Source organism: Streptomyces megasporus (assembly GCF_000718985.1).
Classification (GTDB): Bacteria; Actinomycetota; Actinomycetes; order Streptomycetales; family Streptomycetaceae; genus Streptomyces; species Streptomyces megasporus.
Genome location: NZ_JODL01000038.1, coordinates 69,976 through 82,129 on the forward strand (window position 1 = coordinate 69,976; position 12,154 = coordinate 82,129).

15 protein-coding genes are annotated in these 12,154 nt (G+C 72.2%); 6 read left to right on the forward strand and 9 right to left on the reverse strand.

Features of this window, described 5'->3' with window-relative positions:
• Positions 1-7 precede the first annotated feature (7 nt).
• Positions 8-1,090, forward strand: coding sequence for a Zn-dependent alcohol dehydrogenase (locus IF47_RS0124495; protein WP_031511162.1), 1,083 nt, complete (start codon positions 8-10; stop codon positions 1,088-1,090).
• Here the strand turns inward: IF47_RS0124495 and IF47_RS0124500 are convergent.
• Positions 1,087-1,755 (reverse strand): TetR/AcrR family transcriptional regulator C-terminal domain-containing protein, encoded by a 669-nt coding sequence (locus IF47_RS0124500; protein WP_051718192.1) that lies wholly within the window; start codon positions 1,753-1,755, stop codon positions 1,087-1,089. The two genes, IF47_RS0124495 and IF47_RS0124500, sit on opposite strands and share 4 nt — an antisense overlap.
• Positions 1,756-1,821: 66 nt before the next feature.
• On the opposite strand from IF47_RS0124500, the gene IF47_RS0124505 reads away from it, so the two are divergent.
• Both IF47_RS0124505 and IF47_RS0124510 read left to right on the forward strand, forming a co-directional pair.
• Positions 1,822-2,973 (forward strand): acyl-CoA dehydrogenase family protein, encoded by a 1,152-nt coding sequence (locus tag IF47_RS0124505; RefSeq protein ID WP_031511164.1) that lies wholly within the window; start codon positions 1,822-1,824, stop codon positions 2,971-2,973.
• A 117-nt stretch (positions 2,974-3,090) separates the two neighbouring features.
• The gene (locus IF47_RS0124510; RefSeq protein ID WP_078592087.1) at positions 3,091-3,825 is read left to right on the forward strand and encodes a TetR/AcrR family transcriptional regulator; all 735 of its coding nucleotides are present in this window, start codon (positions 3,091-3,093) and stop codon (positions 3,823-3,825) included.
• Here IF47_RS0124510 and IF47_RS0124515 read toward each other — a convergent pair.
• Together IF47_RS0124515 and IF47_RS0124520 are read right to left on the reverse strand one after the other, a co-directional pair.
• Complete coding sequence (locus IF47_RS0124515) at positions 3,816-4,280, reverse strand: MaoC family dehydratase (RefSeq protein ID WP_031511166.1); 465 nt, start codon at positions 4,278-4,280, stop codon at positions 3,816-3,818. The two genes, IF47_RS0124510 and IF47_RS0124515, sit on opposite strands and share 10 nt — an antisense overlap.
• 280 nt (positions 4,281-4,560) lie before the next feature.
• Complete coding sequence (locus IF47_RS0124520; RefSeq protein WP_245641224.1) at positions 4,561-5,070, reverse strand: hypothetical protein; 510 nt, start codon at positions 5,068-5,070, stop codon at positions 4,561-4,563.
• A gap of 165 nt (positions 5,071-5,235) precedes the next feature.
• Between IF47_RS0124520 and IF47_RS0124525 the strand changes: the two genes are divergently transcribed.
• From IF47_RS0124525 to IF47_RS0124535, 3 genes are all read left to right on the forward strand, one after another.
• Positions 5,236-6,000, forward strand: a complete 765-nt coding sequence (locus tag IF47_RS0124525) for an SDR family oxidoreductase (protein WP_031511168.1) — start codon at positions 5,236-5,238, stop codon at positions 5,998-6,000.
• Positions 6,001-6,047: 47 nt separating this feature from the next.
• Positions 6,048-6,653 (forward strand): TetR/AcrR family transcriptional regulator, encoded by a 606-nt coding sequence (locus tag IF47_RS0124530; RefSeq protein WP_031511169.1) that lies wholly within the window; start codon positions 6,048-6,050, stop codon positions 6,651-6,653.
• A 93-nt stretch (positions 6,654-6,746) separates the two neighbouring features.
• Positions 6,747-7,043 carry a GYD domain-containing protein gene (locus IF47_RS0124535; protein ID WP_031511170.1) on the forward strand — a complete coding sequence of 99 codons (297 nt, stop codon included), beginning with the start codon at positions 6,747-6,749 and terminating at the stop codon, positions 7,041-7,043.
• Between the two features lie 180 nt (positions 7,044-7,223).
• Here IF47_RS0124535 and IF47_RS0124540 read toward each other — a convergent pair whose 3' ends face one another.
• The 6 genes from IF47_RS0124540 to IF47_RS0124565 form a co-directional block, all read right to left on the reverse strand.
• Positions 7,224-8,444, reverse strand: a complete 1,221-nt coding sequence (locus IF47_RS0124540; protein WP_031511171.1) for an acyl-CoA dehydrogenase family protein — start codon at positions 8,442-8,444, stop codon at positions 7,224-7,226.
• A 2-nt stretch (positions 8,445-8,446) separates the two neighbouring features.
• Positions 8,447-9,211, reverse strand: coding sequence for a phosphotransferase family protein (locus tag IF47_RS0124545; RefSeq protein WP_031511172.1), 765 nt, complete (start codon positions 9,209-9,211; stop codon positions 8,447-8,449).
• A gap of 213 nt (positions 9,212-9,424) precedes the next feature.
• Entirely contained in the window at positions 9,425-10,576 is a 1,152-nt protein-coding gene (gene tgmC / locus IF47_RS0124550) for an ATP-grasp peptide maturase system methyltransferase (RefSeq protein WP_157840041.1), read from the reverse strand.
• Positions 10,573-11,544: an ATP-grasp ribosomal peptide maturase gene (gene tgmB / locus IF47_RS0124555; protein WP_031511174.1), complete on the reverse strand. Its 972-nt coding sequence runs from the start codon at positions 11,542-11,544 to the stop codon at positions 10,573-10,575. Before tgmB ends, tgmC begins: the two co-directional genes overlap by 4 nt.
• A 5-nt stretch (positions 11,545-11,549) precedes the next feature.
• Positions 11,550-11,834 carry a hypothetical protein gene (locus IF47_RS0124560; RefSeq protein WP_031511175.1) on the reverse strand — a complete coding sequence of 95 codons (285 nt, stop codon included), beginning with the start codon at positions 11,832-11,834 and terminating at the stop codon, positions 11,550-11,552.
• A 79-nt stretch (positions 11,835-11,913) separates the two neighbouring features.
• Positions 11,914-12,154 (reverse strand): roadblock/LC7 domain-containing protein (locus IF47_RS0124565; protein ID WP_031511176.1); only part of this gene is annotated, 241 nt, incomplete at its 5' end.

Below are 12,154 nucleotides of genomic sequence, written 5' to 3' on the forward strand. Positions count from 1 at the left end.
ACGCCACGTGGTCCGCGCCGTCGTCCTGCCCGCCGTCAACGCCCCGCTCGAGGTGGGGGAGATAGAGCTGCCGGAGCCGGGCCCCGGCCGGGTGAGGGTCCGCCTCGCCGCCGCCGGGGTCTGCCACTCCGACCTGTCGCTGTCCAACGGCACCCTGCGCCAGCCCGTCCCCGCCGTCCTCGGCCACGAGGGCGCGGGGACCGTGACCGCCGTGGGCGAGGGCGTCACGACCGTCTCCCCCGGAGACGGGGTCGTCCTCAACTGGGCGCCCTCGTGCGGGACGTGCCACTTCTGCGCCCGACTGGGCGAACCCTGGCTGTGCACCGAGGCGAACGCGGCCTCCGGGGTGCCCTACGCCCGCGCCGGCGACGGTCGGGACCTGTATCCCGGCCTGGGCACCGCCGCGTTCGCGGAGGAGACGGTCGTCGCCGAGCGCGCCGTCCTCCCGCTCCCCGCGGGCGTCCCGCCGATCGACGCCGCCCTGCTGGGCTGCGCGGTCCTCACCGGCTACGGGGCGGTGCACCACAGCGCCCGGGTGCGGCCGGGCGAGTCGGTGGCCGTCTTCGGCGTCGGCGGGGTGGGGCTGGCGGTGCTCCAGGCGGCGCGGATCGCCGGCGCGGAGACGATCGTGGCCGTCGACGTCTCGCCCGAGAAGGAAGAGTTGGCCCGGGGCGCCGGGGCGAGCGACTTCCTGATCGCCTCCGACACCACCGCCAAGGAGATCCGGAAGCTCACCGGCGGCCTGGGCGCGGACGTGGCCGTCGAGTGCGTGGGACGCGCGGAGACCATCCGGGCCGCCTGGTCCTCCACCCGGCGCGGCGGGCGCGCCACCGTCGTCGGCATCGGCGGCAAGGAGCAGAAGGTCTCCTTCTCGCCGCTGGAGATCTTCCACTTCGCGCGCACCCTCTCCGGCTGCGTCTACGGCAACTGCGATCCCGTCCGCGACCTGCCGGTGCTCGCCGAGCACGTCCGCGCCGGCCGGCTGGACCTGGGCGCGCTGGTCACCGACCGGATCGACCTGGACGGCGTGCCGGCGGCCTTCGAGGCCATGCTCGCCGGGCGCGGCGGCCGGACGCTGGTGGTGTTCTAACCCGCCTCCGGATCCTCCCCGTCCTTGGGCGCCCCGTCCCCGCGGCCGGGGAACCGGAGCGCCAGCCCGTCGACGAGGGCGCGCAGGCCCGTCTCGAACGCGCCCTCGTCGACCCGCTGTTGGTGTTCGGCCAGCAGGTGGGCCTGGTCCAGGTGCGGGTAGTCCCGTTCGTACAGCGCGGCGTCGTCGACGAAGCCGCGGGCGAAGGAGCCGAGCGCCGACCCGGCCACGAAGTACCGCATCGTCGCGCCGATGTGGGTCGCCTGGGCGCGGGACCACCCGGCGTCGCGCATCGCCCCGTAGACCGCGTCGGCCATCCGCAACTGGCTGGGGCGCCGGCCGGGCCCCTGGGCCAGGTACGGGACGATGTTGGGATGGACGGCGAGCGCCGCCCGGTAGGAGCGGGCCCAGGCCACCAGGGCGTCGCGCCAGTCGGTGCCGTCGGTGAACATCGACAGGTCGACGTCGGCGCAGACCGCGTCGGCGACCGCGTCCAGGATCTCGTCCTTGGTGCGGAAGTGGTTGTACAGGGACGGGCCGCTGACGCCCAGCTCGGCGGCGAGCCGGCGGGTGGAGACGGCCGGCAGCCCCTCGGCGTCCACCAGCGCGAGCGCTGCCGTCACGATCCGCTCCCGGCTGAGCAGGGGGGTACGGGGGCGTGCCACGGATCACATCCTCGAGTCGCGTGCGGTCTCTGTGAAGCTGTAACTAGCGCTGCTAGTTTAACGGGCATGGATCTGGAGCTGTCCGAGGAGCAGGCCGCCGTACGTCGACTCGCCAAGGAGTTCGTCGACCGCGAGATCGTCCCGCACGCCGCGGAGTGGGACCGCGCCGAGAGTATCGACCGGTCCGTGGTGAAGTCCCTGGGAGACCTGGGCTTCCTGGGCCTGACGATCCCGGAGGAGTACGGCGGCTCCGGCGGCGACCATCTCGCGTACTGCCTGGTCACCGAGGAGCTGGGGCGCGGCGACTCCGCCGTGCGCGGGGTGCTGTCCGTCTCGCTCGGCCTGGTCGCCAAGTCGATCGCGGCCTGGGGGAGCGAGGAGCAGAAGCGGCGGTGGCTGCCCCGGCTCTGCTCCGGCGACGCCGTCGGCTGCTTCGGCCTGACCGAGCCGGGCACCGGCTCCGACGCGGCCAACCTCACCACCCGCGCCCGACGCGCCGGCGACGACTGGGTGATCGACGGCGCCAAGACGTTCATCACCAACGGCACGTGGGCCGAGGTGGTGCTCCTCTTCGCCCGGAGCGGTCCCGAACCCGGCCACAAGGGCGTCACCGCCTTCCTCGTCCCCACCGACACCCCGGGCCTGACCCGCCGGGAGATCCACGGCAAGCTCGGCCTGCGGGGACAGGCCACCGCCGAGCTGATCTTCGAGGGCGTCCGCGTGCCGGACGACTGCCGGATCGGCCCCGAGGGCAAGGGATTCTCCGTCGCCATGTCCGCCCTCGCCAAGGGGCGCATGTCGGTGGCGGCCGGATGCGTCGGCATCGCCCAGGCGGCGCTGGACGCCGCCGTGGGGTACGCGCGCGAGCGCGAGCAGTTCGGGAAGTCCATCGCCCACCACCAGCTCGTGCAGGAGTTGATCAGCGACATCGCCGTGGACGTCGACGCCGCCCGGCTGCTGACCTGGCGGGTGGCCGACCACATCGACCGGGGCCTGCCCTTCGCCACCGAGTCCTCCGTCGCCAAGCTGTACGCCTCCGAGGCCGCGGTGCGGGCCGCCAACAACGCCCTCCAGGTCTTCGGCGGCTACGGCTACATCGACGAGTACCCGGTCGGCAAGCTGCTGCGCGACGCCCGCGTGATGACGCTGTACGAGGGCACCAGCCAGATCCACAAGCTGCTCATCGGACGCTCGCTCACCGGGGTCTCCGCCTTCTGACCCCCGCGCGCCGGGCCCGGTGCGACCGAGCCTGGCGTCCCGCTCCCTAAGCGTTTGCTCAGCGACCGATGTATCGTGTTCGCCCGGTCGACCGAGACTGATCAGGGCGAGGTGCGGATGACGGCGGAGACGGGACCGGGGGCCGTGGACGGGTCCCCGGAGCGCGGAGTGGACGGCGGACGCGGCGCCGGCGCGGGAGAGCCCGAGGACGCCTGGGGCGAGGTGACCCCCGACGCGGCCCGGCGGCTGCTGCTGGCGGCGGTCGAGGCGTTCGCCGAGCGGGGCTTCCACGCCACCACCACGCGGGACATCGCCTCGCGCGCCGGGATGAGCCCGGCCGCGCTCTACATCCACTACCGGACCAAGGAGGAGTTGCTCTACCAGATCAGCCGGGTCGGCCACGAGCGCTCGGTGCGCATCCTCACCGAGGCGAACGACAGCGCGACGAACCCCGCCGACCGGCTCGCCGCCGCCGTGCACGCCTTCGTCCGCTGGCACGCCGAGCGCCACACCACGGCCCGGGTGGTGCAGTACGAGCTGAGCGCGCTCGCCGAGGAGCACTACACCGAGATCGTCGCCCTGCGCCGGCGCAGTGAGGAAATCCTGCGCGGCATCCTGGAGGACGGCGTGGCCGTCGGCGAGTTCACGGTCGCCGACATCCGGGGCACCGCCCTGGCGGTGCTCTCGCTCTGCATCGACGTCGCCCGCTGGTTCCGCTCCGGGGGGTCGCGCACCCCCGAGGAGATCGGGACGCTCTACGCCGACCTCGTGCTGAGGATGGTCGGCGCTCCGACCGGCGCCCGCGGGGAGGACGACCGGCCGGAGCGACGGGGGCCGGCCGATCAGAGGTAGTAGCGGACGACGCTCTCCGCGACGCACACCGGCTTCTCGCCGCCCTCGCGGTCGATCGTCACCCGCATCGTCAACTGGACGCAGCCCTCTCCCACCTCGGTGACCTCCGTGATCACCCCGGTGGCGCGCACCCGCGAGCCGACCGGCAGGGGAGAGGGGAAACGGACCTTGTTCACGCCGTAGTTGATGCCCATCCGCACCCCCTCGACCCGCATCAGCCGCGGCACCAGCACCGGCAGCAGTGAGAGGGTCAGATAGCCGTGCGCGATGGTCGTGCCGAACGGTCCGGCCGCCGCCTTCTCGGGATCCACGTGGATCCACTGGTGGTCGCCCGTCGCGTCGGCGAAGAGGTCGACCCGCTTCTGGTCGATCTCCAACCAGTCGCCGGCGCCCAACTCCTCGCCGATCGACGCCCGAAGCTCGTCGACCGACGTGAAAACCCGCGGCTCCGCCATCGAAGCTCTCCTCCCCAACCGTGGTGACCGTGGTGCCTCGACGCACCACGGCGTCTCTGGTGTCTCGGTGTTTCTAAGCGCTTGCTCAGTGCTTGCTCAGCATGGTGGGGAGGTCGAAGGCTGTCAACGGGCGGCCCCCGTGCCGCGGGTCCGTCGGAAGGGGCGTGCCGAGGGCGTGTCAGAACGCTTGGGGGCGCCTGGGGGCGCCTGGGGGCGCTTCGGAGCGCGAAACGGCCTCCGTGCCGTCCCCGCACACGGACGGTACGGAGGCCGTGTCGCCTCACCAGTTGACGGTCACCTTCTCGACCGGACGGGACGCCGTGGCCCCCGCGGGGCCGTGCGTCTCGTATCCGGTGTGCCTCCCACGGGCCTGCACGTCGTCGATCAGGCGACGCAGCACGTCCGCCAGCCGATCGCCCGGAGCGGCGTCCGGGTTCTCGACGGGCAGGAGCTGCCGCCCGCCCCAGCAGCGCCGGTGCCAGTCGTCCGGACCGGGGGGCTGCCGTATGCCGTCGTGCTTCTCCATGCGGCGCCGCCGCGCGAAGGCGCGCTCGTACGCCAACCACACCGCCCGGGCCTCCTCCAACTCCTCCAGCGCCGCGACCAGCCGCCGGGGGTCGGGGTACCGGTCGTCGGGGGAGATGCCCGCGCGGGCGCACAGGTGGTGCCAGGTGGCGCGGTGCCCGTAGGGGGCGAAGCGCTCCAGACACTTGCGCAGTGCCTGGCGGCGCTGGGACGGGTCTCTGCCAGGATCACGGACCTGCTCGGCCAGAGCGTTGAAACCGGCCAACGCGTACCACCTCCGACGGATGGACCGTAAGACGTCATCGTTGGGACGTACCGGGCCGCCCATGGGATCCGTCTGCCCGAGAATCTTCCGAAGCCACATACCGACTGGTTAGTCTGTGGAGGGCCGGCGGGGTGCCGGAACCGATGGAGCGTCGAGGAGTGGGCCATGGAGAGCTTGCGGGGCACGACCGTCGTGGTGACCGGGGCGGGCGGCGGGATCGGCGCCGCCCTCGCCAGGGCCTTCGCCGGGCACGGGGCCCGGGTCGCCGTCAACGACCTCGACGCGGACCGGGCGCGGGCCGTGGCCGAGGAGATCGACGGCGTGGCCGTGCCCGGGGACGCCTCGCGGATCGTCCCCGCCGCCCGCGAGGCGCTCGGCGGCACGATCGACACCTTCTGCGCCAACGCCGGCGTCGCTCCCTCCGGCGGTCCCGAGGCCGAGGACGCCGTCTGGGACGCCGCCTGGGACGTCAACGTGATGGCCCATGTCAGGGCCGCGCGCGAGCTGCTGCCCGACTGGCTGAAGCGCGGACGCGGCCGGTTCGTCGCCACCGTCTCGGCCGCCGGGATGCTCACCATGGTCGGCTCCGCACCGTACAGCGTCTCCAAGCACGCCGCCCTCGCCTTCGCCGAGTGGCTGTCGGTCACCTACCGCCACCGCGGCGTCGACATCCACGCGGTGTGCCCGCAGGGCGTGCGGACCGACATGCTCGCCTCGGCCTCCACCGCCGGCGAACTGGTCCTGAAGGACACGGCCATCGAACCGGAGGACGTCGCCGAGGCCGTGCTGGAGGCGATCGCCGAGGGGCGCTTCCTGGTCCTGCCGCACCCGGAAGTCGGCCGCTACGCCGTGGCCCGGGCCTCCGACACCGACAGGTGGCTGGGCGCGATGAATCATGTGCAGCAGAAGCTGGAGACAATCCGGCGGTGACGCCGAGCGGACGGCGAGCACCGAGAACGAGCACAGGAGGAAGCGCCATGACGAGCCCGGCGACCCAACGGCGGGACGGCACCGATCGGCCGGTCCCGCAGCGACTGCTGGCAGCCGCCACCCGCCTGTTCGCCGACCGCGGCTACGACCGCACCTCTGTCCAGGAGATCGTCGAGGCGGCGGGGGTGACCAAGGGCGCGCTCTACCACTACTTCGGTTCCAAGGACGACCTGCTCCACGAGATCTACGGCCGCGTGCTGCGCCTGCAGCAGGAGCGGCTGGACGCCTTCGCGGAGGCCGACGCCCCCGTGGAGCGCCGGCTGCGCGACGCCGCCGCCGACGTCGTCGTCACCACCATCGAGAACCTCGACGACGCGTCGATCTTCTTCCGCTCCATGCACCAGCTCAGCGAGGAGAAGCAGAAGCAGGTGCGGGCCGAACGCCGCCGCTACCACGAGCGGTTCCGCGCCCTGATCGAGGAGGGGCAGCAGGCGGGGGTGTTCACCTCGTCCACCCCGGCCGATCTGGTGGTGGACTACCACTTCGGCTCCGTCCACCACCTCAGCACCTGGTACCGCCCCGACGGCCGTCTCACCCCGCAGGAGGTCGCCGACCACCTGGCGGACCTGCTGCTGCGGGCCCTGCGGCCGTAAGGGGCGGCTCCGGCACGTTCGCATGCGGACCATCTCGTCGGCGACTAGGCTGGTTTGTGGTGATTCCTCCCCTATGCGCGGAGGTGAGAGACCGTGCCGACCTACGTCACGCTGCTGAACTGGACCGACCAGGGGATCCGCGCCTACAAGGAGACCCCGCAACGCCGCGACGCCTTCGCCGAAGCGCTGCGGAAGCTGGGGGCGAGGCTGGTGGAGGTCTACTGGACCGTGGGTCCGCACGACCTGGTGGCCATCGTCGAGGCGCCCGACGAGGAAACCGCCACCGCGGCGCTCCTCCAGCTCGGAGGGATGGGCAACGTCCGCAGCACGACCCTGCGGGCCTTCGGGCGCGACGAGATCGAGAGCATCATCGCCAAGGCCTCCGCGTAGCATCCGCGCGCATGGCATCCGCGCGCCCGCCTCGAACGGTCCCGGCGGAACCGGAGCCGCCGGTGTGCCCCGCCTTCCGAGTCGGAGCCGGCGCCGCACGTCTCCTTCGGGGCACGGGCCGGGGGCCGCCGCGGGGCCCCCGGCCGTCGGTGCGCCTCTCTGCTCTCCGAGGCGCGATCGTCAGGGCCGCGCGAAGCGCTTCAGCTCGCGCCGCGCCAGGGAACGCTGGTGGACCTCGTCGGGCCCGTCGGCGAGTCGGAGGGTGCGGGCCGAGGCCCACAGCTCCGCCAACGGGAAGTCCTGGCTCACCCCGCCCGCGCCGTGCAACTGCACCGCCCGGTCCAGGATGTCCACGACCGTCCGCGGCACCGCGATCTTGATGGCCTGGATCTCGGTGTGCGCGCCGCGGTTGCCGACGGTGTCCATCAGCCACGCCGTCTTGAGCACCAGCAGCCGCAACTGCTCCACCGCCACCCGCGCGTCGGCGATCCACTCCCGCACCACGCCCTGCTCGGCCAGCGGCCTGCCGAAGGCGACACGGGAGCCGGCGCGGCGGCACATCAGCTCGATCGCCCGCTCCGCCATGCCGATCAGCCGCATGCAGTGGTGGATGCGGCCCGGTCCCAGCCGGGCCTGGGCGATGGCGAAGCCGCCGCCCTCCTCGCCGATCAGGTTCGAGACGGGAACGCGGACGTCGTGGAAGAGGACCTCGGCGTGGCCGCCGTGCCAGTGGTCCTCGTAGCCGTAGACCTTCATGGCCCGCCGGATCTCCACACCGGGGGTGTCGCGCGGCACCAGCACCATCGACTGCCGGCGGCGGACGTCCTCGGCGTCCGGGTCGGTCTTGCCCATCACGATGAAGACCGCGCAGTCGGGGTTCATCGCCCCGGAGATGTACCACTTGCGGCCGGTGACGACGTACTCGTCGCCCTCCCGCCTGATCCGCGTCTCGATGTTGGTGGCGTCCGAGGAGGCCACCTCCGGCTCGGTCATCGCGAAGGCCGAGCGGATCTCGCCGGCCAACAGCGGCTTCAACCACCGCTCGCGCTGCTCGGGACTGCCGAACTGCGCCAGCACCTCCATGTTGCCGGTGTCCGGCGCGGCGCAGTTGGTCGCGGTCGGGGCGAGTTGCGGGCTGCGGCCGGTGATCTCCGCCAGCGGCGCGTACTGGAGGTTGGTCAGTCCGGCGCCGTGCTCGGAGTCGGGCAGGAAGAGGTTCCACAGCCCCCGCTCACGCGCGGCGGCCTTCAATTCCTCCACCACCGGCGGCGTCCTCCACGGCGAGTCCAGCGCCGCCCGCTGCTCCTCGGCCACCGCCTCGGCCGGGTGGACGTGTTCGTCCATGAAGGCCAGCAGTCTCTTCCGCAGTTCCTCGGTGCGGGCGTCGAATGCGAAGTCCATGGCTAGCCCTCCTGAAGGGTGGTGAGGCCGTTGTCGACGAAGACCGGGACGAGGTCTCCGATGCGGTCGAAGCCGGCGCCGACGGTCTGCCCGAGGGTGTGGCGGTAGTGGATGCCCTCGAGGATCACGGCGAGCTTGAAGTAGGCGAAGGCGGTGTACCAGGCGATCTCCGACACGTCACGGCCCGAGCCGGTCGCGTACCGCTCGACCAGCTCCTCCGGCTCCGGGTGGCCGGGCGCCTCGCTCGTGGTCGCGATGGGCACGCCGGCGAGGTGCCGCCGGCCGCTGTACATCACCAGCAGCCCGAGATCGGTGAGCGGATCGCCGAGCGTGGACATCTCCCAGTCGAGGACGGCGGCGATCCTGCCCGGCAGGTCGCGGCTGCGGGAGGCGTCGAGCTGCTTGCCCCAGCGCCGCAACTGCCGCTCCAGGAAGTCCACGTGGTCCATCACGTAGAAGGGCGCCCCGAGGACGGAGTCGTCCTCGCACAGCAGCACCGCGTGGGGGACGGGGACCTCGGTGGGACCCAGCGCGCTGATCACCCGGTGCTCGCGGGCCATGTCGTGGGCGGTGGCCAGGACGTGCCCCAGCGGCGGACGCCGGACGACCCAGCGGGAGACCCCGTCGGTCACCCGGTAGGTCAGGTTCGACCGCCCGCCCTCGATCAGCTCCGCGCTCAGCGCCCCCCGCACGAGTCCGGGACGCTCGCGGTCCAGATGCGCGCGCAGCCGCGCGGGGTCGAGGCCCGGTGGATGGTGCTCGTTCATCGGATGACTCCTCGGCGGGAAGGGGGGTGATCGTGACGTCCCCCGCCATGATGCCGACCAGTCGGTATGGAGTCCAGAGAGGGACGGGAAAACCACGTGACCACACGGTCCGCGCCGCGATCGGCGGGGCGCGTCAGCGAGGCACGGCGGCTTCGGCCTCGGCGCACGGCACACCCGGCCGCCGCCCGGCCGGGGCCCGATCAGGGGGGTGGGTCAGGGGAGGATCGGCCAGCCCAGGCCGTCAGGAGTTCCGAGCCAGGCACGCTGCCGATCGCCGTCGATGCTCACCCCGATGTGTGTTTGGTCGGGGCGGCCTTGGCTGGTCCACAGGTGCCACATCTTCTCGACCTGGCGCCACAGATGTCGGGGGCCGCCCCAGGTGACGGTGGCGGACTCGCCGGAGAGCGGTGAGCGGGCCCAGGAACCGTCGGCGTGCTGGAGCTGCACCGAGGTGACCCCGTCGTGGGAGTGGTAGACGAAGGAGACATGGGGCATCGTCAGGCCGCACAGCAGCCGGAAGGGGTAGTGGGCGGGGGCGAGGAAGAGGGTTCCGGTGACCTCGGTCGGCTCGGTCTGCTCCTGTCGTGCGGGCGGCGACACGACCGTCCGGGGGTAGGTCTTGGCATCGTCGCGGGCGGCCATGAACCGGCCTCGGGTGGGGGTGAAGCGGCCGGTGGCGCGGCCGGGTCCTTCGACGGTGAGCCGGACCAGGCCGCCTTCGACGCCGGTGGCCAGGTCGGCGAGGACCAGGCCGCCGGGACGGGTCTGCTCCAGCCATGCTGCGGGGATCGAGGTGACGGAGCAGGTGGCGATGATCCGGTCGTAGGGAGCGCCGAGCGGGTAGCCGGCGCGGCCGTCGCCCACGGCCAGGTGGGGGGAGTATCCGGCGTCGTCCAGGTGGGCGGCGGCGACGTCCACCAGATCGGAGTCGACGTCGATGCTGGTCACCTGGTCGGAGCCGAGCCGGTGGGAGAGCAGGGCGGCGTTGTAGCCGGTACCGGTGCCGACCTCGAGGACGCGGTGTCCGTCGGCGACGTCCAAGTCCTCCAGCATCCGGGCCATGAGGCTGGGCAGGGTGCTGGAGGAGGTGGGGGTGCCGGTGGTGGGGTCGAGGGCGGTGACCAGGGTGCGGTCACTGTAGATCGCGTTCAGCCAGGTGTCGCGACCGTGGTTGGTCGTGGGTGTCCAGTGGGTGATGCCATTCGGCCCGGTGGTCTGTTCGTAGGGGGAAGGCACGAACAGGTGGCGGGGCACAGCGGCGAACGCGGCCTTCCAGCGGGGGTCGCGGATCGCCCCGGCCGTGGTGAGCGTGTCGACCAGGGCGGCGAGCGCTGTTCGTTCGTCGGGGGCGAGGATCACGGTCACGGTGTGGTGGCTCCTTGGAGGTCGTCGGCGATGGCTTCGGCGATGGGCAGGCCGGTGGCGTGTTGGATCCAGTCCCACTGTCCGCAGGAATTGGCTTCCAGGAACCAGTGCCGGCCCTGGGGATCCACGATGAAGTCGAGGGCGGCGAAGCGGAGGTTCATGCGGTCCATGAACACGCGGACTGTCTCGGTGACTTCGTCGGGAAGCTGGGTGGGCCGGTATTCCAGGCTGGCGTAGTCGCTGCGCCAGTCCACGTGTGCGGCCTGGCTGCCGGCGTGGATCTCGGCGGCGAACATGCGGTCGCCGACCACGGTCAGTCGGATCTCGTGGGCTTTGTCGATCCAGGCTTGGAACAGGTGGGCGGTGGTCTGGATGCCGCGGAGGTCGGCCAGGTCGCCCGGTTCCAGGCGGCGGGTGTAGACCGTCCGGAACTGGTCGCCCTCGATGAGGACGGGGGAGGCGATGGGCTTGCACACCAGCGGGCCCTGGGTTTGGGCGGCGAACGCCCGCACGTTCTCGGGCTGGTTGGTGATGAGGGTGGGTGGGATGCGCAGGCCGACCGCGCGGGCGACCGCGAGCTGCTGGGGCTTGTATTCGGCTCGGGCGATGGCCGCGGGGTGGTTGACCCACCGGCACGTCAGCGCGGCGAGGACTCCGCCGAATCCGGCGCGGGCCTGGGCGAACGCGAACTTGCGTTCGGCCTCGCTCATGCCATGGGGGAACCGGAAGGCGTTGGGGGCCCGGTAGTAGACCGCCCCGATCTGGTCGAGGGCGACCGCGCGTAGGGCGGTGCGCAGCTCACCGGACCAAGGGCGGCCGGGGTCGATACCGGCGGTCAGGGACACCTCCTGAGGGAAGTCGGCGGTGTCCATGCGGAACACTTCGGCTCCACGGTCGGTCAGCGTCGTGACGACGCGGTCGGTGGGCCAGTCGGCGCGGTCGGCGATGATCAGGATCGGGGCGGTCACGGTGGTCAGTCCTTCGGGCCTTCGTCCAGTGGCGGCGGGGCGTCCGCCGATCCGTCGGGGATGGTCGGGAAGTGCGTGCCCATGCACGGCAGCTCGCCGCCGTAGAGGCCGACGGACACCTGCTGTTCGTCGTCGTAGACCGCTTCGGGGATCGGCTGTGCCTGGTGTGCGTCGGGGGTGCGGGCGAACTGGAGGATCCAGGGGCGGGTCTCCGGTCCGGACGGCGTGCTGCTGCTGATGGGGATGCGTTCGGACACCAGCGGGAACGCATCCCGAAGGTCTGTGGTCATGATCTTCCTTTCTCGGTGTTCCGGGAGTCCCGGAGACTTGGGTGCGACCCTGGCCCTACGGTCGCCATGGGGTGGGGGTTCAGGGGGTTTCTGAGCGCCTGGCGGGGGTGGCCAGGTGGGTGCGGACCTGTTTGACGAGCATCGCCATCTCGTAGCCGAGCACGGCCGCGTCCGCCTCGGCGTCGGCGAGGACGGCCAGGCAGGCGCCGGACCCGGCGGTCGAGACGAACCGGGCGAGGGAGTACAGGCCCGAGGCCAACGCCGCCAAGTGGTCGGCGGTGTCGGTGTCCAGGCCGTGGGCGGCCTTCACCAGACCGTCG